Below are 18,400 nucleotides of genomic sequence, written 5' to 3'. Positions count from 1 at the left end.
ATCACTAGCTTTCCGAGCGGCCCAGGTCAAGCAGCCGCTGGACGTCGAGCACCACCAGGAGCTTGCCGTCCAGGCGGTAGATGCCCGTCGAAAACTCGCGCCAGAGGGCGTCAAGGGTGGGGGGGTTGCGCTCGAAAGATGCCGAGCGCAGGCTTAGGACCTCTCCCACCGAATCGATGAGCAGGCTGTACAACTCGCCGTTCATGTCGACCACGACACTCATGCCGGGCTTGGTGACGCCTTCGCGGTCCTTCAATCCCAGGCGTCTGCGCACGTCGATGGCGGTCACGATGCGGCCGCGTAGATTGAGCGATCCCGCTACTTCGCGGGGAGCCAGGGGAATGCGGGTGACTTTCTGCGGACCCAGAACGTCTTGAACGGTCAACACGGGGATGCCAAACATCTGCCCGTCGATGAACATGGTGACGTAGTCTTGGGTTTCAGCCGTGACTTCGGCGAGCGAACGCTTGCCTGCGGGAACGAGCTGGTTCATGCCGCGCCTCCAAGGGTGACGATCTGGTTCAGGGTTTCAAGCAGCGCATCGCGGTCGAACTTGGCGACATAGTCGTTGAAGCCCACCTTGCGTCCGCGTTCGAAGTCTTTCTCGGTGGCGTGCGAGGACAAAGCGATCATCGGCACCGTCATCCAGCGCGCGTCGCCGCGCACGGCTTCGGCGAACTGGAAGCCGTTCAGGCCCGGCATCTCGATGTCGCTGATGATGGCGTCGAAAGTGTAGCCCTGCTCTCTCAGCTGCAGCGCCTTGTCGACCGCTTCCACCGCCGTCACCTCGAAGCCGGCCACCGAAAGAAGCGGCGTCAGCAGGTTGCGGAAGAACAGGCTGTCATCGACCAGTAGAATGCGCTTGCTGGCTCCCTCTTCGCCGAAGGCCGAGGTTTCCTTGGCCACGCCGAACCAGTCGCCGAAGGCCTGGGTCAGGTAGAAACCGGCGTCGATCACGTCGGTCGCCTTGCCGGCGATCACGGCGGTGCCGATCAGACCGGGCTGGGCCACGGTGATCTCGACCTTCAAGATGTCTTCTACGATGTCGACGATTTCGTCGACCACCAAGCCCATCGAGCGTTCGTGATCCGAGAAGACCAGAACCGCCTGGCGTCCCTCGGCCTGCAACTGGCAGCGCTCGTTGACCATGATGAGCGGCATGAGGTGGCCGCGATACTGGACCACCGGCTTGCCGTGCGACTGTTCGACCGCGCCAACATCGATTTCCTCGAGTCTGGCCACCAGGGCCAGCGGCACGGCCTTGAGGTCCTCGCCGCCAGCGCGGAAGACCAGCAGCGAGGTCTTTTCCTCGCCATGCATGTCCTTGAGATGCGCCTGCTCCGTGGCCTGCGAACTGCCCGCCATGGCGCCCGTGGCGGCGGCGATGCCGTTGGGGTCAAGGATCATGATCACCGAACCGTCGCCCAGGATGGTGTTGCCCGAGAACATGGTGATGTTGCGCAGGATGGGGGCCACCGGCTTGACCACGATTTCCTCGGTGTCGAAGACGCGGTCCACGACGATGCCGAAGGAATAGGTGCCGACCTGCGCCACCACGATGAAGGTTTCCTCGAGCTTCTCGTCTTCCGGCTTGCCCAGCTTGAGCAGCGTCTTCAGCGACACCAGCGGCAGCAGGCGATCCCTGAGGCGCAGCACCGGCGCGTTGTTGATCATCTCGATGGCGTTTTCGCTGGTGCCGGTGGTGCGCACCAGTTCCAGCACGCTGATCTGCGGAATGGCGAAGCGCTCGCCGCCGCATTCGACGATCAGCGCCGAAACGATGGCCAGGGTCAGCGGGATCTTGATGGTGAAGTTGGTGCCCTTGCCCTCGACGGACTTCAATTCGATGGTGCCGCCGATCTTTTCGATGTTGGTGCGCACCACGTCCATGCCGACGCCGCGACCCGAAACGCTGGTCACCTTTTCGGCGGTCGAGAAACCGGCCTTGAAGATGTACTGCTGGATCTGCTGGTCGGACATGCTGTCCAACTCGGCCTCGCTGGCCAAGCCGTTCTGCACGATCTTGGTGCGGATGCGGCCCATGTTGAGGCCCCTGCCGTCGTCATTGATCTCGATGATGATGTGGCCGCCCTCGTGATAGGCGTTCAGCACGATCTTGCCCAGTTCGGGTTTGCCCGCCTTCTTGCGGTCCTCGGTGCCTTCAAGGCCGTGATCGGCCGAGTTGCGCACCATGTGGGTCAGCGGATCCTTGATCAGTTCCAACACCTGGCGGTCAAGTTCGGTTTCGGCGCCGATCATCTGCAAATCGATCTTCTTGCCGGTTTCCACCGACAGATCGCGCACGATGCGCGGCAGCTTGGCCCAGGCGTTGCCGATGGGCTGCATGCGGGTCTTCATCACGCCTTCCTGCAGGTCGGTGGTGATGTGCGACAAACGCTGCAAGGGGGCCGAGAATTCCGAATCGTCTCTGCCGCGCACCATCTGCAAAAGCTGGTTGCGGGTCAGCACCAACTCGGAAACCAGGGTCATCAGGTTTTCGAGTAGTTCGACGTTGACGCGGATGGTCTGGGCGGCGACTGCCGATTCCTTGGCATCGCCCGACATCGCCGGGGCCTTCGATTCACCTTGGGTGGCGGGCAAGCCAGCCGCGTTGGCGGGCAGGCCCGCTTTGGCTTCATGCGGCTCGGAAGGATGGGCTGGCTGCGATTGTTCCTGCGCCGGAGGCGGCGGCGGAGGCGCCATATCCGCCGGGCCAGGGGTGGCGTCGAAGATGCGCTGCAGTTCCTCGTCGCTCAACTCGCCGGGCAGGGGTTCCTTCTTCGAGACCGAAGGTTGCGGTGGCGGTGGGGGCGGCGGTGGGGGCGGCGCAGCCGCGGCTGCCGCTGGCGGGGCCTTGCCCTCGGCCATGGCGTTCAACTGAACGATCAGATCCTGGTCGTTGCCTTCCGGCTCTGCCTCGTGCTGCTCAAGATGCGACAGGATCAGTTTGATGCGGTCGATCGACCCCAAGATCAGGGTGACGGCCTGGGCGCCGACTTCCAACTCGCCGTCGCGGAATTTGCCAAGAACGTTTTCCGCCGAATGGGCCACCGCTTCCAGGCGGGGCAGACCCAGAAATCCGCAGGTGCCTTTGATCGTGTGGACCAGGCGAAAGATGTTCTGGAGAATTTCACGGTCGTTTGGATTCTGTTCCAGATTGACCAGGGCGACGTCGAGAACGGAAATGCTTTCAGACGTCTCGGTCAGAAATTCGCTTAACAGGTCATCCATGTTCATTCTCCATCAGGCGACATTCGCGGCGCAAAGCCTAGGTGAGCCCGATGACGCCAATTCCGGCCATTCGGACTTCTTTTTTCCCCTCACTACTTTATTACCATGCAAAAGAGTCCGAACGGAAGCCCTCCATTCGGCTAACCCGCCCGTTTTTCAGGAAATTATCGCAAGGCCGCCAGAACCACCCGGCCAGAACCGCTTTGCGCGGCGATGGTCCAGCCAGCTATTTTTGCCAACCCCATAGCTAGTAGGAGAGGGGCTGTTTTAGGGCTAGGGGCTGGGGGAGGGGCTGATGGGTTGGCCAGAACGGCCAAGTCTTCCGACAGGACGGCGCCGTTTCCCTCGGCCAGAACTTCCATTTTTCCCTGGTCGGCCATGACGGTCAGGCGTCCGCCACGCGGCAGAGCCTCGGAACCCAGCAGCACAAGAAGCAGCAGGATTTTCAAGCCCACCGGCCCGGGGTCCGACCCGGCGGGGCCTTCAAAGGCGAATCTGGGCGGCTGCCCGGCCAGCGGGGCCAGGAAGTCGGCGCAGATTTTGCCCGCTTCGGCAAGGTCCTTGGCTCCCCCGCCTTCCCAACCAAAGGCGGCGCGGAAAAAGCGCAGGCGAGCGGCGATCTGACCGGCGGCGCCCGCCATCAGGGCCGTCGCCTCGTCTTGCATCGCCGGATCGTCTTCTTCCAGCAATTCCGCGCCATTGGAGACGGCGCCCACCGGCCCCGCCAGATCGTGGCACAGTCTTGCGCACAACACTTCCGCCAGACGAATCGAATCTTCCATCAGCCCCTCTCTTGATCTTTGCCCATCAAACGGGCCAAGCTGGGCCATGTCAACCGCGCAACCCTATCGGCGACCGGCGGCCATCCTGTCCCAGCCGGACTCGGCCACCTCTCAACGTCATCTGATCGCTTTCGCCCGCAAGCTGCTGGCGAAGGGCCTGCGCGTCCAGGGGTTGATCCAGGAAACCAGGCGCGAGGCGGGGCGCAAGACGGCCATGGAACTGGTCGAGATCGACAGCGGCAAGCGCTTCTCGATCAAGCAGAATCTGGGTCAGTCGGCCAGTTGCCAAGTGGATGTGCAAGGGGTAGCCGACGCCACCCAGTGCCTAAGGCGCGCGCTGGCGGAACGGCCCGATCTGGTGGTGGTCAACAAATTCTCGCATTTGGAAAGCGAAGGCCAGGGGCTGGCCCATGAAATGCTGGCCCTGATGGCCGAGGAGATTCCCGTCCTGACCACCGTGGCCCCCGATTACCGCGAGGCCTGGGAAAAGTTCACCGGCGGCATGGCGGTGCTGCTGGCGCCTAGCGAGGCGGCGCTTCAAGACTGGTGGCTGCCTCCAGGTCCTGGGGGCAGTTGACGTTCATGAAGGGGTCGCGCCCGTTAGCCAGCGGAAAGTCGGCCATCGCCCTTTTATAGCGTCTGGCGAACTGGCCGACCTTGTGAAGCCTCTCCACGGTCAGGGCGTGGCGCAAATCGTCGGCCAGAGACAGCGGCCACAGACCGATCACCGGATGATCGCGCCCGCAAGAAGACGCCTGGGCCAGTTCGGCCCCCCCGTTTTGCACGGCGCTGAGCAGCCTTTCGGCCAGATCAAGGGGGATGAAGGGGGCGTCGCAGGGAACGGTCAACAGCCATTGTCCATCGGGGAAATGGCTTCTAGCCCAGTCCATGCCCGCCAGAATGCCCGCCAGCGGGCCTGGAAAACCGGGCACGAGATCAGGCAGCACCGGCAGTCCGAAATCGGCAAAACGGGCCGGATCGCCATTGGCGCTGATCGCCAGCCTGCCCGCCTGGGATTCTTGCAGGCGCAAGATCACATGGGCGATCAGCGGCTTGCCCGCCAGATCGATCAGAGCCTTGTCGGCCCCGCCCATGCGTTTCGCCTGCCCGCCCGCCAAGATCAGTCTTGCGATCATGATCCGATGATGGCCCGCAGTCTTGCCCAAGACAAGCCATGTTGACGGATGGGGCGGGGAGTCCTATCAACGTCCCCTCAATGTCATGAAGGCCGTCCGCCATGTCCGATCTTTCCGCCCTTGCCCATAGCTCGAGCTCCTGGCCCTTCCAGGAAGCCAAGATGCTGCTCGAAGAGCGTTTGAAGGGCAAAGCGCCCGAGAAAGGCTATGTCTTGTTCGAGACCGGCTATGGTCCTTCGGGCCTGCCGCATATCGGCACTTTCGGCGAAGTGGTGCGCACCACCATGGTGCGCAACGCCTTCAAGCTGTTGGCGCCGCAGATTCCCACCCGCCTGTTCGCCTTTTCCGACGACATGGACGGCCTGCGCAAAATTCCCGACAACATCCCCAACAAGGACATCGTGGCCCCGCATCTGGGCAAGCCCTTGACCGTCATTCCCGACCCATTCGGCACGCATGAGAGCTTCGGCCATCACAACAATGCAAGGCTGCGCGGCTTTCTCGATTCCTTCGGTTTCGACTACGAATTCCAGTCGGCCACCGACTGGTACAAGTCGGGCCGTTTCGACCGCGCCGCCCTGCGCGTGCTGGAATGCTATGACGACGTGATCAATGTCGTTCTGCCCACCTTGGGGCCGGAACGCCGCGAAACTTATTCGCCCTTTCTGCCGGTCTGCCCAACCACGGGCCGGGTGCTGCAAGTGCCGGTGGTCGAGCGCAATCTGGCGGCGGGCGCCATCGTTTATAAGGACGAGGACGGCAGCTTCAAGGAAACGCCGGTGACCGGCGGGCACTGCAAGATGCAGTGGAAATGCGACTGGGCGATGCGCTGGTACGCGCTGGGCGTCGATTACGAAATGAGCGGCAAGGACTTGATCGATTCGGTCACTTTGTCTTCGAAGATTTGCCGCATCCTGGGCGGACAACCGCCCTTGAATTTGACCTACGAGCTGTTCTTGGACGACAAGGGTCAGAAAATTTCCAAGTCGAAAGGCAACGGCTTGGCGGTGGAAGACTGGCTGAAATATGCGCCCGAGGAAAGCCTGGCTTGGTACATGTATCAAGCACCCAAGCGGGCCAAGCGTCTGTTCTTCGACGTCATTCCGCGTGCGGTCGATGATTACCTGTCTGGCGTCGAGAAATTTCCGGCCCAGGAGGAAAAAGCGCGGTTGGACAATCCAGTCTGGCACATTCATGCCGGACAGCCGCCAATCAACGCCGCCCCGGTGGGGTTCGCGATGCTGCTAAATTTGGTGTCGGTGGCGCATGCCGAGGATAAAGCTACCATCTGGCGCTATATCCAGCGCTACGCGCCCACGGCGTCGCCCGAAACCCATCCCATGCTGGACCGTCTGGCGGGCTACGCCATCGCCTATTACGACGACTTCGTGAAGCCAGCGAAAACCTATCGCAAGGCCAGCGCCGCCGAGGCCAAGGCTTTGTCCGATCTGGCCGTTGCCCTAAAGGCGGCGCCGGTGGAAGCCGAGGCCTTGCAATCGGCGGTCTATGAAACCGGCAAGGCCCATGCCGAGACCTTCCCCGAATTGAAGGACTGGTTCAAGGCGCTCTACCAAATTCTGCTGGGCCAGGATCAGGGGCCGCGCATGGGCGGCTTCTTCGCGCTGTATGGCATTGCCGAAAGCGTTGCCCTGCTGGAACGCGCCGCCCGGGGCGAGGAGATGGCCTAACCAGCATTTTATTCCCCGCCGATGGCAGGATTTGCCCTGTCCGGACCAGTTCGTGACCAAGAAAACGGCGGCTTTCCGCCGTTTTTCTTTTGGCGCAATGATTGCAAAGGCGTTTTCGGACGAGTCTGCGCAAGGGAGGAGCCGCCATGTTCGATGCCATCAAGAATGTCTCGGCGTTCAATAGCCGGGGACAGAGCGACTTGTTCGCCTCTTGCGGTTCGGCCCAGGAGATCACCGACGCCTTCCAGCAGGAACTGGCCCGCACGATTGCCGATTCCCAGAATGTGAAGCCCTATATCGTGGGCGGCGACGCCTGCCAGGGCGTGTTCGGCAAGATTGACGCCAGCGGCGACGGTTCGCTTAGCAAGGACGAAGCCATGCAGGCCTTGATGCCGGTGGTCGAGGACGCCGACATCGCCGAGCGCATCTACGGCATTCTGGACCCCACCGGCAGCGGGCAGGTCAGCCAGGAACGTTTCAATGAATGCCTGGATACGGTGATCAAGGTCACCAGCTTCGAGGCGCATCTGAACATCACGGAAATCACCCAGGTCTCGGGAAGTTTTGCCAGCGAAGGCGATTTCGAGGAGGTCGTGGCGAGCCTTCGCAACCAGGACGGCATTTCCGGCCAGGCGGTCGGTACCGGCGGACTTAGCGTGGACGCCTTCTGGATGAAGCTGATGGAAGAGCTGGATAAGAACAACGGCCGCAAGCCAAGCGCTTCCGGCGATGCGCCCTCCACCTCCCCGCAGGCTTCGGCCGCAGCCGGAGGGGCGCAGGCCAGCTTCCAGTCGGCCACTTATGCCGAAGCCAGCATTTCGGTGGAAACGGTCAGCGCCAATCTGGGAGCCGTCTTCTCGACCATGGCCTGATCATCAGGCTGCAATATCGCAGGCTCTAAGGAATGGCGGCGTCGTCGATGACCAACTGGGCGGATCTTCTGCCCTGCCAACTGTCGGCGCGCAGCGTTCCTGCGATATGAATGGGGTCGCCCTTCGAGGACAGTAGGGCGTGGCCCAGTTCGGAATCAGCCGATTTAAAGGCGATGCCCTTCAGCCAGCCGCCGCCGGGTCCCGCCAGATTCACCCGCACATGGCCCATGCCCACGATGTCGGCCTTGGCAATGCGAACGCCCGCCAGGGCGAATTTCGGCTCTTCGTTGCCAGCGCCATAGGGGCCGCAGCGCTCCAGCGTTTCCACCAGATCGAAATTGGCCCCGCCCGGTTCCAACGCGCCGTCCAAGGTAAGGACAGGGGCAAGGCCTGAATTGGCCTGCAGGCGCAAGCGTTCCGCCAGGAAATGAGCCAGTTCGGGAAGGCGGTCGGCGCTTACGGTAAAGCCCGCCGCCATGGCGTGTCCGCCGCCATTGATCAGCAAGCCGCTTTGGCGGGCGGCGATGATGGCCGCACCCAGATCGACGCCGTTGACCGAACGGCCAGACCCTTTGCCGACGCCGTTCTCGATCGCCACCACGCAAGCCGGGCGGGCGTAGCGTTCCTTCAAACGCCCGGCCACAATGCCGATGACCCCAGGATGCCAGCCGTCGCCATAGGCGAACAGCAAAGGCGCGTCCTCGCTGGCCGTGCTTTCCACCTGCTCGATGGCTTGCAGCAAAACGACGGCCTCGATCTCTTGGCGCTGCAAATTTAGCTCGTTCAGCTTGGCCGCCAGTTGCGCGGCTTCGATAGGATCGTCGCAAGACAGAAGGCGCGTGCCGAGATCGGCGGCGCCGACGCGCCCACCCGCATTGATGCGCGGCCCCAGCAGAAAACCGGCATGCCAGGCATTGGGCTTCTCGGTCAGTTTGGCGGCGTCGCCAAGGGCGGCCAAGCCGATATTGGCGCGCTTGGCCATGATCTTCAGCCCTTGCGTGACCAGCGCCCGGTTCAAGCCCTTCAGGGGAACCACGTCGCAAACCGTGCCCAGCGCCACCAGATCGAGCCATTGCATCAAATCGGGTTCCGCACGCTGGGGGCCATACCATCCGGCTTGGCGCAAGGTGCGGTTGGCAGCGACGGCCAGCAGAAAAACGACGCCAACTGCGGCCAGATGGCCCAAGCCCCGCGCTTCGTCGATGCGGTTGGGATTGACCACGGCCAGCGCCTTGGGCAAGCGCGGCTCGGCTTCGTGATGGTCGGCGACGATAACGTCCAGGCCGAAATTGGCGGCTTCCTCCAAGGCGTCGAAGGCGGTGGTGCCGCAATCGACCGTGACCACGACGCCCGCCCCCTCGTCCTTCAGCTTGCGCAGCGCCGGGGCGTTGGGGCCATATCCTTCGGCCACGCGGTCGGGGATGTAAACCCGCACGCGTCCGCCCGCACGCTCCAAAAAGCGTTTCAGCAGGGCCGACGAGGTGGCGCCATCGACGTCGTAATCGCCGAAAACGGCGATCAGCTCGCCCGCCATCACGGCGCTGGCCAGTCGCTCGGCTGCTGCGTCCATGTCCTTTAGGCTGCTGGGGTCGGGCAGAAAGGTGCGCAGGGACGGGTTCAGGTAGGATTCTGCGTCGTCCAGGGTGACGCCGCGCCCGGCCATGACGCGCCCAACAATTTCCGCCACGCGCAGGCGTTGTGAAAAAGTAAGCGCTAGTCGCTCGTCGGCGTCTCGCAACATCCAGCGCCGCCCGTTGATCGACCGCGAGACGCCAAGAAAGGCGTTCATGCGGCTTCGCCGGAATCCTTGAGAAGGAAATTATGGTGCGACTCGACGAGGCGCATGGTGCCGCTGCGGGCGCGCATGACCAGCGAATGGGTGATGGCGCCGCCGCTGTGCCTGCGCACGCCCATCAGCATGGCGCCGTCGGTGACGCCGGTGGCCGAGAACATGGCCTCGCCGCGCACCATATCGGCAATGGTCAGCTTGCCCGACTGGTCGCAATGTCCGGCGGCGCGCGCCCTGGCCTTCTCGGCTTCGTTGCGAAACATCAGGCGGCACTGCATCTGAGCGCCCGCGCAAGCCAGGGCGGTGGCGGCCAGCACGCCTTCAGGGGCGCCGCCAGAACCCATATAGATGTCGATGCCGCTGCCGGGAAGCGCCGTGGCGATCACGCCCGACACGTCGCCGTCTGTGATCAGAACGATTCTGGCGCCCGCGTCGCGCACCTTGCCGATCAAGTCCTCGTGGCGAGGACGGTCCAGGATGCAGACCATCAGATCCTCGACCTCGACGCCCTTGGCCATGGCCAGCCTGCGCAGGTTCTCCGAGGGCTCGTCGTCGATGTCGATGACGCCGACCGGCAGTCCGGGGCCGACGGCGATCTTTTCCATATGGATGTCGGGGACAGGCAGAAAGCCGCCATTCTCGGTCAGCGCCAGCACGGCCACTGCATTATGGCCGCCCTTGGCGACGATGGAGGTTCCCTCCAACGCATCCAAGGCCAGATCAATGGCCGGTCCCTTGCCGTTGCCGACCCGATCGCCGGTGAACAGCATCGGCACCTGGCCCACGTCGCCTTCGCCCACCACCACGCGTCCGTCGATGAACAGGGCGGAAAGGGCGGCGCGCATGGCTTCCATGGCCGCCGTGTCGGCCGCCTGTTCGTCGCCGCGTCCGATGAAGCGCGACGCCGCCAGGGCGGCGGCCTCGGTGACCCGCACGGCTTCCAGCGCCAGATTGCGGTCCATGGGCAGACGGGGTTCGGACATCGGCATGGTGAAACCTCGGTTAAGCGGACTCGATGCGGATCAGATGCGGCGGTTCCGACAGGGCCGGAAGGGCCGCAATGCGGGCCAGCGCCTTTTGCATGGAAGATTCGGCGGTTTCGTGCAGGGTCATGACCACCGGCACCGCTTCGCCGGGATCGCGTCCGCGCTGGATGATCTGCTCCATCGACACGTTCTCGTCGCGCAGCGCCGCAGCGATGTCGGCGAAGACGCCCGGTTCGTCCTTGACCATCAGGCGGATGTAGTAGGCGCTAAGATGATCGCCCGCAGGAGCCGCCGGTTGCGGCTTCAGGAAAGACAGCGGCACGCCGAAGGCGGGCGTGACATGGCCCCTGGCGATATCGACCAGATCGGCAACCACGGCGGAAGCGGTCGGCTTAGCGCCTGCGCCGCGGCCTTCCAGCACCGTGCGGCCCACGAAGTCGCCCTCGGTGACGATGGCGTTGAACACGCCATCGACATGCGCCAAGGGGAAGGACAGCGGCACCATGGCCGGATAAACCCTGGCTTCGACGCCCTTGTCCGATTGCCTAGCGATGCCCAGCAGCTTGATGCGATAGCCCAACTCGTCGGCATATTGGATGTCCAGCGCCGAAACGTGGCGGATGCCTTCGCAGGTCACGGCTTCAAGGTCGATCGGCATGGCGAAGGCCAGCGAGGCCAGAATGGCCAGCTTGTGCGCGGTGTCCACGCCGTCGATGTCGAAGCTGGGATCAGCCTCGGCATAGCCCAGCTTCTGCGCCTCGGCCAGCACGTCGGAAAAATCGCGCCCCGTCGCCCGCATGGTGGTCAGGATGTAATTGCAGGTGCCGTTCAAGATGCCCTTGACCGAAACGACCCGGTTGCCCGCCAATCCTTCGCGCAGGCTTTTGATGATGGGAATGCCGCCGCCCACCGACGCCTCGAAACCGATCGACGCGCCCAGCGTGTCGGCCAGCTTGGCCAGTTCCACGCCATGATGGGCGATCATCGCTTTGTTGGCGGTGACGACATGCTTGCCCTTGGCCAAAGCGCCCTTGACGATCTCAAGGGCGATGCCCGAAGCACCGCCGATCAATTCGACCAGCACGTCGTAATCGGCCTCGGCCACCATCTTGCGGGCGTCTTCATAGAAGGCGGCAGCGCCCAGATCAAGGCCCGCCGGGCGTTCAAGCGCCGAAACGGCCACCAGCCGCAAGGGGCGGCCCGCCCTGGCTTCCAACAATCCAGCCTGTTCGTGCAACAGGCTGGCCGTTCCGCCGCCGACCGTTCCCAGGCCCGCCAGCGCGATTTTCAAAGGTTCGACATTCATCCCGCAACCCGCTTCTTTTCCGCGTCTTCCAGAACCTTGTCGTAGCTGGACAGGAAGGTCTTGATGTTGCGCACGGCTTGGCGCGTGCGGTGGACGTTCTCGACCAGACCGATGCGCACATGCGTATCGCCATGCTCGCCAAAGCCGATGCCGGGCGCCACCGCCACCTTGGCCTCCTGCATCAGGATCTTCGAGAATTCCAGGGAACCCAAATGCGCGAAGGCGGGCGGAATGGGCGCCCAGGCGAACATGGTGGCGGGAGGATTGGGAATGTCCCAGCCGGCCTGCTGCAAGCCTTCGATCAGCACGTCGCGCCGTTGCTTGTACATCAGGCGGATTTCATCGACGCAGTCCTGCGGGCCGTTCAAGGCCGCCGCCGCCGCCACCTGGATGGGGGTGAAGGCGCCGTAGTCCAGATACGACTTGATGCGGGTCAAGGCCGAGATCAGCCGCTTGTTGCCCGCGGCGAAACCGATGCGCCAGCCCGGCATGTTGTAGGTCTTGCTCATCGAGGTGAACTCGACGGCAATTTCGCGGGCACCCGGCACCTGCAGAATCGACGGCGGCGGGGTGATGTCGAAATAGATTTCCGAATAGGCCAGGTCCGACAGGATGTAGATGCCGTGATGGCGGCAGAAATCCACCACCTGGGCATAGAAATCGAGGTCGGCGATGTAGGCCGTGGGATTCGACGGATAATTCAGCACGATGGCCACCGGTTTGGGCACGCTGTGATGCACGCCGCGCTCGATGGCTTTCAGCAATTCAGGCCCCGGCGCCACCGGAATGTAGCGGCAGGTGCCGCCCGCGATGATGAAGCCGAAAGGATGGATGGGATAGCTGGGATTGGGCACCAGCACCACGTCGCCCGGGCTGGTGATGGCCGAGGCCAGATTGGCCAAGCCTTCCTTGGACCCCAAGGTGACGACGACTTCGCTTTCCGGGTCGAGATCGACGCCGAACCGTCTGGCGTAGTAGGAGGACAGGGCCTTGCGCAGGCCTGGGATGCCCTTGGACATGCTGTAGCGGTGCGCCTTGGGATTGTCGGCGGCTTCCTTCAGCTTGTCCACGATGTGCTTGGGCGTCGGCTGGTCGGGATTGCCCATGCCGAAATCGATGATGTCATCGCCCGCCGCGCGGGCCTTGGCCTTCATGGCGTTGACTTCCGCGAAGACGTAGGGGGGCAACCGCTTGATGCGATGGAATTCCTGGTCCATGTGAGACTGCCTTGATGTCGGAGTTATTCGAAGAAGATTTCGACTCGCCGGTTCGCGGCCTCGACGTTGGACACGGGTTGGGTGTCGGCCAGCGCCATCACCGTCACCGCGCCGGGCGGCACGCCGAGGCCGATGATAGCTCGGGCGACCGCGTTGGCGCGGGCCGAGGAAATGTCGCCCATGCCACCCGCCGTATCGGTCATGCGGTTGGCGGAATGTCCGGCGATGCGAATGCGCTTGTTCTGCGCCACGGCTGATTGGGCCAGCTGGCGCAGTTGCGATTGCGCCTGGGCGCTCAACTCGGCCGAACCCGATTCGAAAGGAAGGGTGGCGATGGCCGACGATCCCAACATCTGCGACTTGGGAATCGAACCCGTGGGCGCCATCGACGCGGGGGAGGGCGCCGCCGAGGGCGCCTGGCCGGGACCGGTGAAAAAGCCCTGCATCATCATTTCGGGCGTCAGCTTGGGCGAATTCTGTTCGGCGATGCGTCGCTGGAACATTTCTTGCGCGCTCAGCGGTTGGCCGGCGGGTTGGGCGGCGGCGACGGGCTGGCGGGCTGGCATGGCCGCCTGACCGCCGGATGGCATGACGGGAGCCGTCGTGACCGGGGCCGAGACGCCAGCGGGCCTTGCCGCGGCCGCACCCGTGTCGCGCCTGATTTCCTCGTCGGAATATTTGGCTCGTTCCGAATCGGCGGCCAGACCCTTGGCGGCCAGGGCGCGTTGATTTTCAGGCGTTACCGCCGGGCGTTCCGGCACGCTGGACAGGCTGGGGAACTCGCCCGCCTCTTCCTTGCGGGCCGCCGTGTTGGCGGCCGGAGCCTTGTCATTGGCCTTGGTTTCGTCCCCTCCTGCGATGTAATCGCGGGTCCCCTTATACCATTCGATGGGGTTGACGGCGTCGGGCACCGATGAGCAGGCGGCCAGGAGAGTCGAGGCCAGCAGCGTGGCGGCCAAGGGGCCGGATTTGCGCTGGGCTTGGGCTTTCAGGGCAAAAATCCCCGGTCGGGTCTCGAACGTCATGGCGCCTTCGGGCTCCTTACAGCGATGAGCGGCTTTTAAGAGGCTGGAAATAATCCAGACAGGCTTTCGGCCACAAGGGAAATAGGAGTATATAGACACTAACAACGAAAGCCCAGCGCCCGGAAAGGGGCGGGCCAGCGCACCGGATCATAAGGGGAGAGCAATGTCCGAGCAACCGCAACCCGACTTGAAACTGCCAGATCCCAAGGAATTGTCGCAAGCGGTGGCCAGCATCGCCGAGAGAAGCCAGCGTCTGATGGCCGATTTTGTGTCCAGACAGGCCGAAAGCCCCAGCATGGGCATGGCCGATCCCTTGAATATCGGGCGGGCCTTTGCCGAAATGATGGGCCAATTGGCCGCCAATCCGGCCCGTCTGGTCGAAGCCCAGATGAATTTATGGAACGATTACATGCGGTTGTGGCAGAACACGGCCAGGCGCATGCTGGGCGAGGAGGCCGACCCCATCGTGGCGCCGGAACCCGCCGACCGGCGCTTCAAGGACGAAGCCTGGCAGAGCAACGAGGTTTTCGACTACATCAAGCAATCCTACCTGCTGACCGCCCGTTGGGTTCAATCGGTGGTTGGGTCGGTCGAGGGGCTGGACGAGAAAACGGCCCGCAAGGTCGATTTCTATACCCGCCAGTTCGTCGACGCCATGGCCCCCACCAATTTCGCGATGACCAATCCCGAAGTTCTGCGCCTGACCGCCGAGACTGGCGGCGAGAATCTGGTCAAGGGGCTGGACAATCTGCTGTCCGACCTCGAGCGCGGCAAAGGCACGCTGTCGATCCGCATGACCGACCTGGACGCCTTCAAGATCGGCCAGAACATCGCGGCCACGCCGGGCAAGGTGGTCTATCAGAACGATTTGATCCAATTGATCCAGTACGATCCCACTACCAAGGACGTTCTGGCGCGTCCCTTGATGATCATTCCGCCTTGGATCAACAAATATTATATCCTCGACCTTAAGCCCAAGAATTCATTCGTGAAATGGGCGGTGGACCAAGGCCATACCGTTTTCATGCTCTCGTGGGTCAATCCCGACGAAAGCTTAGCCGCCAAGGGTTTTTCGGACTACATGAAGGAAGGGCCGCTGGCGGCGCTCGACGCCATCTTGAAGATTACCGGCGAGAAAGAGATCAACGCCATCGGCTATTGCCTGGGCGGAACCTTGCTGGCGACCACCCTGGCCTATATGGCGGCCAAGAAGGACAAGCGGATCGCCTCGGCCACCTTCTTCACCACCATGGTCGATTTTGAGGAATCGGGCGAGCTTGAGGTCTTCATCGACGAAGAGCAGATCGCCAGCCTGGAAGAGCGCATGAACAAGCGCGGCTTCCTGGAGGGCCACGAGATGGCCACCACCTTCAACATGCTGCGCGCCAACGACCTGATCTGGTCCTTCGTAATCAACAATTACCTGATGGGCAAGGAACCCTTCCCCTTCGATCTTCTGTACTGGAATTCTGATTCGACCCGCATGCCCGCCGCCATGCACAGCTTCTATCTGCGCAACATGTACCAGAAGAACAAGCTGATCGAGCCGGGCGGCATCGTGATTGACAAGGTGCCGATCGATCTGAAAAAGATCGAACAGCCGATCTACATCCTGGCCACCCGAGAGGATCATATCGCCCCTTGGAAAAGCGCCTTTGCCGGGACCAAGGCTTATTCCGGGCCGGTGCGTTTCGTGTTGGCGGCCTCGGGCCACATCGCGGGCGTGGTCAACCCCCCGGCGGCCAACAAGTACAATCACTGGATCAATGCGAAGAAGGCCGAAACGCCAGATGCTTGGTTGAAGGGCGCCGTCTCGCACGAGGGATCTTGGTGGACCGATTGGCACGCCTGGCTGTCCAAGCTGTCGCCTAAGAAGGTCAAGGCGCGAAAGCCCGGCGGCGGCAAGGTCAAGCCGCTTGAAGACGCGCCGGGGTCTTATGTTCAGGTCCGCTTGATGTGATCCTGATCGCGCTGGGGGCTAATCTGTCCAGCATGGTCGGCCCGCCCGAAGCCACCTTTCGGGCGGCGGCGGCGGCGCTTGAGGAGCAGGGCGACATCCGGCTGACCCTTTGGTCGCGGATATATCGCAGCCCGGCCTGGCCAGATCCTTCCGAGCCAGAATTCCGAAATGCGGTAGCGGCGCTTGAAACGGCGCTTTTGCCCGCGGCGCTGCTGGCGCGCCTGCACGAGACAGAGGCCAGGTTCGGTCGCCGACGCGACATCGCCATCGCCAACGCCCCCCGCCCACTCGACCTCGATCTTCTGGATTGCGATGGACAGGTCAGCGGCGTTTCGCCGCTGCTTCCCCATCCCAGGATTCACGAACGCGCCTTCGTTCTGCTGCCCTTGCAAGACGTCGCCCCCCAGTGGCGCCATCCGATTTCGGGACTGTCCGTGGCCTCCCTGCTGGCGGATTTGCCCAAGGGATTGATGCAGGGCGTCGTTCCCGTATAATATCGACTTATGCGTATCCTGGTCGTCGAGGATGAACCCCATTTGGCGGAACTGGTCCGCGACCATCTGTCGCGCGTTCCCTTTGCCGTCGATCTGGCGGGCGGCCTTGACGAGGGCATGTCCCTGCTGGCGGCCAATCGCTATGACGCCATCGTTTTGGATCGCGGTTTGCCCGACGGCGACGGCATCGAGCTTTTGCGTCTGCTGCGCGCCAAGGGCGACGCCACGCCCGTTTTGGCCGCCACGGCCCGAGACCAGATCACCGATCGCATCCACGGCCTGGATCTGGGCATGGACGATTACCTGGTCAAACCTTACGACCTGGGAGAGCTGACGGCCAGGCTTAAGGCGCTTTTGCGCCGTTCCGGCCAGGCGTTGGGGGGCGTGCAGACGGCGGGCAATGTTACTTTGGATACGGTCAGGGGATCGGCCGAGGTAGAAGGCAGGCCGGTTACCCTGGCGCGCCGCCAATTGATGCTTTTGGAAACCCTGATGCGTTCGACTGGCCGCGTCGTGTCGCGCCAGCACATCGAGGACAATCTGTACGGCATCGACGATCTCATCGACTCGAATGCGCTGGAGGCCAATATCTCGCGTTTGCGCAAGATTCTGGCCGATCAGCACGCCAGCGTCGCCATCCATACGGTGCGCGGCGTCGGCTATATGCTGTCCGAAGACAAGTCAGCATGAGCGATTCGTTCTCCTTCTCGCTGGGCAAGCGGCTGATCGGCGGCATTGCCGTCGCCAATCTGATCGTTCTTGGAATCAACACCCCCTATTTTCTGTGGCGCGGCTATCTTGATCATGATCTGGAAATCGAAAGCGGGCGCGAGGCCTTCAGCAACTGGCTGACGCACGAGATCGTGACCGACGTCATTCCCCTGACTGTTCCTTTGCTGGTTGTCAATTTGCTGCTTATCGTCTGGATCGTCAGGACGAGTCTAGCCCCGCTTCAGGCCCTGTCGCACCATGCCGCAGGCTTTGACGCCGCGCATCTAGGTGAGCGACTGTCCACCAAGGGCGTGCCGCAAGAAATTCTTCCCCTGATCAAGGCGGTGAATGCCGGGCTTGACCGAATTGCCGAGGGGTTCGACAGCCAAAAGCGCTTCACCGCCAACGCCGCGCACGAATTGCGAACGCCTTTGGCGGTGCTGAAGGCCCGCTGTTCGGGGCGCGACTGCAGCACATCGCCCAAACTGGCGGCGGACGTCGACCGCATGGCCAGGATCGTCGATCAGCTTCTGTCCATCGCCCGGCTGGACATGCGCCAGATTCCCATGGACATGCCGGTTGACTTGAACGCCGTCTGCCAGCAGCAAGTGGCCGACCTTTATCCCCTGGCGCTCGAGAAGAAATGCGATCTGGCCTTCTCGGCAGAGGGGCGCTGGAAGCTGGAATCGGGCAACGACATCTTGCTGGGCGATGCGATCCGCAATCTGATCGAAAACGCCATTCGCCATTCCCCCGAAGGCGAAACCGTCGATGTCGAGCTGCAAGCGCCCGGCATCATCCGCGTTCTCGATCATGGCCCCGGCATTCCGTCCGGGATGAAAGACGACGTCTTTCTGCCCTTCAGGCGGGGCAACAGCACCAAGGGCGGCGGCGCCGGACTGGGCCTTAGCATCGCCACCGAAGCCGTGGGCCTGCATGGCGGAACGCTTTCGGTGAACGACCGCGAAGGCGGGGGGGCGGTATTTACCATCGATTTAAGTGGAACGGCCCTGCCGTCAGGCTGAGGTAATGTTGCTGCGCAATAATAGCCTTCTATTCCTTATGGAAATTATGGGAGGTTTGCATGCGCTTTTCTTGGAAATTTATGGGGATGTTGGTTGCCGGGGCCGTGGCCCTGACCAGCACCACGGCCTCTGCGGCCGAAGATGCGTCCTCGATTGCCAGGGGCGGACGCCTCTATGA

Annotated in this window: 17 protein-coding genes (1 of these 17 cut by a window edge); 8 read left to right on the top strand and 9 right to left on the bottom strand. The window is 62.8% G+C overall.

Features of this window, described 5'->3' with window-relative positions; all coding sequences use genetic code 11:
• Positions 1-4: 4 nt before the first annotated feature.
• The 3 genes from HQL44_10515 to HQL44_10505 all read right to left on the bottom strand — a co-directional run bounded on the left by HQL44_10515 (position 5) and on the right by HQL44_10505 (position 4,013).
• Complete coding sequence (locus HQL44_10515) at positions 5-493, bottom strand: chemotaxis protein CheW (protein ID MBF0269010.1); 489 nt, start codon at positions 491-493, stop codon at positions 5-7.
• The gene (locus HQL44_10510; protein MBF0269009.1) at positions 490-3,231 is read right to left on the bottom strand and encodes a chemotaxis protein CheW; all 2,742 of its coding nucleotides are present in this window, start codon (positions 3,229-3,231) and stop codon (positions 490-492) included. The genes HQL44_10515 and HQL44_10510 overlap by 4 nt, the downstream gene beginning before the upstream one ends.
• A 164-nt stretch (positions 3,232-3,395) precedes the next feature.
• On the bottom strand, positions 3,396-4,013 hold the full coding sequence (locus tag HQL44_10505; GenBank protein MBF0269008.1) for a hypothetical protein: 618 nt from the start codon (positions 4,011-4,013) through the stop codon (positions 3,396-3,398).
• Positions 4,014-4,059: 46 nt separating this feature from the next.
• Between HQL44_10505 and HQL44_10500 the strand changes: the two genes are divergently transcribed.
• A complete protein-coding gene (locus tag HQL44_10500) occupies positions 4,060-4,590 on the top strand; it encodes a DUF2478 domain-containing protein (GenBank protein ID MBF0269007.1) in 531 nt (176 codons plus the stop codon).
• Here HQL44_10500 and mobA read toward each other — a convergent pair.
• Positions 4,535-5,149: a molybdenum cofactor guanylyltransferase MobA gene (gene mobA, locus HQL44_10495; GenBank protein MBF0269006.1), complete on the bottom strand. Its 615-nt coding sequence runs from the start codon at positions 5,147-5,149 to the stop codon at positions 4,535-4,537. The two genes, HQL44_10500 and mobA, sit on opposite strands and share 56 nt — an antisense overlap.
• Positions 5,150-5,250: 101 nt before the next feature.
• Between mobA and HQL44_10490 the strand changes: the two genes are divergently transcribed.
• Positions 5,251-6,837, top strand: coding sequence for a lysine--tRNA ligase (locus HQL44_10490; protein MBF0269005.1), 1,587 nt, complete (start codon positions 5,251-5,253; stop codon positions 6,835-6,837).
• Between the two features lie 146 nt (positions 6,838-6,983).
• A complete protein-coding gene (locus tag HQL44_10485; protein ID MBF0269004.1) occupies positions 6,984-7,709 on the top strand; it encodes a hypothetical protein in 726 nt (241 codons plus the stop codon).
• Positions 7,710-7,734: 25 nt separating this feature from the next.
• On the opposite strand, the gene recJ is transcribed toward HQL44_10485, so the two are convergent.
• Genes recJ through HQL44_10460 form a run of 5 tightly spaced genes read right to left on the bottom strand, consistent with a single transcriptional unit; the run spans position 7,735 to position 14,032 of the window.
• A complete protein-coding gene (recJ, locus tag HQL44_10480) occupies positions 7,735-9,498 on the bottom strand; it encodes a single-stranded-DNA-specific exonuclease RecJ (protein MBF0269003.1) in 1,764 nt (587 codons plus the stop codon).
• Positions 9,495-10,481, bottom strand: a complete 987-nt coding sequence (gene glpX, locus HQL44_10475; GenBank protein MBF0269002.1) for a class II fructose-bisphosphatase — start codon at positions 10,479-10,481, stop codon at positions 9,495-9,497. Before glpX ends, recJ begins: the two co-directional genes overlap by 4 nt.
• Positions 10,482-10,500: 19 nt before the next feature.
• Positions 10,501-11,790, bottom strand: coding sequence for a homoserine dehydrogenase (locus HQL44_10470; GenBank protein ID MBF0269001.1), 1,290 nt, complete (start codon positions 11,788-11,790; stop codon positions 10,501-10,503).
• The gene (locus tag HQL44_10465) at positions 11,787-13,007 is read right to left on the bottom strand and encodes an LL-diaminopimelate aminotransferase (GenBank protein MBF0269000.1); all 1,221 of its coding nucleotides are present in this window, start codon (positions 13,005-13,007) and stop codon (positions 11,787-11,789) included. Before HQL44_10465 ends, HQL44_10470 begins: the two co-directional genes overlap by 4 nt.
• A 23-nt stretch (positions 13,008-13,030) precedes the next feature.
• Entirely contained in the window at positions 13,031-14,032 is a 1,002-nt protein-coding gene (locus tag HQL44_10460) for an OmpA family protein (protein MBF0268999.1), read from the bottom strand.
• Positions 14,033-14,195: 163 nt separating this feature from the next.
• Between HQL44_10460 and phaC the strand changes: the two genes are divergently transcribed.
• The 5 genes in view from phaC to HQL44_10435 are tightly spaced (at most 59 nt apart) and all read left to right on the top strand, a layout consistent with a single transcriptional unit that may run on beyond the window.
• The gene (gene phaC / locus HQL44_10455) at positions 14,196-15,992 is read left to right on the top strand and encodes a class I poly(R)-hydroxyalkanoic acid synthase (GenBank protein MBF0268998.1); all 1,797 of its coding nucleotides are present in this window, start codon (positions 14,196-14,198) and stop codon (positions 15,990-15,992) included.
• Positions 15,989-16,486: a 2-amino-4-hydroxy-6-hydroxymethyldihydropteridine diphosphokinase gene (gene folK / locus HQL44_10450; GenBank protein MBF0268997.1), complete on the top strand. Its 498-nt coding sequence runs from the start codon at positions 15,989-15,991 to the stop codon at positions 16,484-16,486. Before phaC ends, folK begins: the two co-directional genes overlap by 4 nt.
• Before the next feature lie 9 nt (positions 16,487-16,495).
• A complete protein-coding gene (locus HQL44_10445; GenBank protein MBF0268996.1) occupies positions 16,496-17,176 on the top strand; it encodes a response regulator transcription factor in 681 nt (226 codons plus the stop codon).
• Positions 17,173-18,222 carry a hypothetical protein gene (locus tag HQL44_10440; protein ID MBF0268995.1) on the top strand — a complete coding sequence of 350 codons (1,050 nt, stop codon included), beginning with the start codon at positions 17,173-17,175 and terminating at the stop codon, positions 18,220-18,222. The genes HQL44_10445 and HQL44_10440 overlap by 4 nt, the downstream gene beginning before the upstream one ends.
• A gap of 59 nt (positions 18,223-18,281) precedes the next feature.
• A protein-coding gene (locus tag HQL44_10435; protein ID MBF0268994.1) for a c-type cytochrome crosses the window boundary here: on the top strand, positions 18,282-18,400 show its 5' portion. The gene runs 589 nt beyond the window's last position; only the first 119 of its 708 coding nucleotides appear in the window; the start codon lies at positions 18,282-18,284; its stop codon lies off the right edge, out of view.

Source organism: Alphaproteobacteria bacterium (genome assembly GCA_015231795.1).
Classification (GTDB): domain Bacteria; phylum Pseudomonadota; class Alphaproteobacteria; order Rhodospirillales; family WMHbin7; genus WMHbin7.
Note: the sequence above shows the minus strand (reverse complement) of the source record. Positions and strands in the feature narration are given on the sequence as shown.

Bases quoted from the DNA above. Each gene is read 5' to 3' on its own strand.
- HQL44_10460 (MBF0268999.1), bottom strand. From the start codon at position 14,032: ATGACGTTCGAGACCCGACCGGGGATTTTTGCCCTGAAAGCCCAAGCC.
- HQL44_10470 (MBF0269001.1), bottom strand. From the start codon at position 11,790: ATGAATGTCGAACCTTTGAAAATCGCGCTGGCGGGCCTGGGAACGGTC.
- HQL44_10490 (MBF0269005.1), top strand. From the start codon at position 5,251: ATGTCCGATCTTTCCGCCCTTGCCCATAGCTCGAGCTCCTGGCCCTTC.
- HQL44_10515 (MBF0269010.1), bottom strand. From the start codon at position 493: ATGAACCAGCTCGTTCCCGCAGGCAAGCGTTCGCTCGCCGAAGTCACG.
- phaC (MBF0268998.1), top strand. From the start codon at position 14,196: ATGTCCGAGCAACCGCAACCCGACTTGAAACTGCCAGATCCCAAGGAA.
- HQL44_10485 (MBF0269004.1), top strand. From the start codon at position 6,984: ATGTTCGATGCCATCAAGAATGTCTCGGCGTTCAATAGCCGGGGACAG.
- HQL44_10510 (MBF0269009.1), bottom strand. From the start codon at position 3,231: ATGGATGACCTGTTAAGCGAATTTCTGACCGAGACGTCTGAAAGCATT.
- mobA (MBF0269006.1), bottom strand. From the start codon at position 5,149: ATGATCGCAAGACTGATCTTGGCGGGCGGGCAGGCGAAACGCATGGGC.
- HQL44_10505 (MBF0269008.1), bottom strand. From the start codon at position 4,013: ATGGAAGATTCGATTCGTCTGGCGGAAGTGTTGTGCGCAAGACTGTGC.
- HQL44_10445 (MBF0268996.1), top strand. From the start codon at position 16,496: ATGCGTATCCTGGTCGTCGAGGATGAACCCCATTTGGCGGAACTGGTC.
- glpX (MBF0269002.1), bottom strand. From the start codon at position 10,481: ATGTCCGAACCCCGTCTGCCCATGGACCGCAATCTGGCGCTGGAAGCC.
- HQL44_10500 (MBF0269007.1), top strand. From the start codon at position 4,060: ATGTCAACCGCGCAACCCTATCGGCGACCGGCGGCCATCCTGTCCCAG.
- recJ (MBF0269003.1), bottom strand. From the start codon at position 9,498: ATGAACGCCTTTCTTGGCGTCTCGCGGTCGATCAACGGGCGGCGCTGG.
- HQL44_10440 (MBF0268995.1), top strand. From the start codon at position 17,173: ATGAGCGATTCGTTCTCCTTCTCGCTGGGCAAGCGGCTGATCGGCGGC.
- HQL44_10465 (MBF0269000.1), bottom strand. From the start codon at position 13,007: ATGGACCAGGAATTCCATCGCATCAAGCGGTTGCCCCCCTACGTCTTC.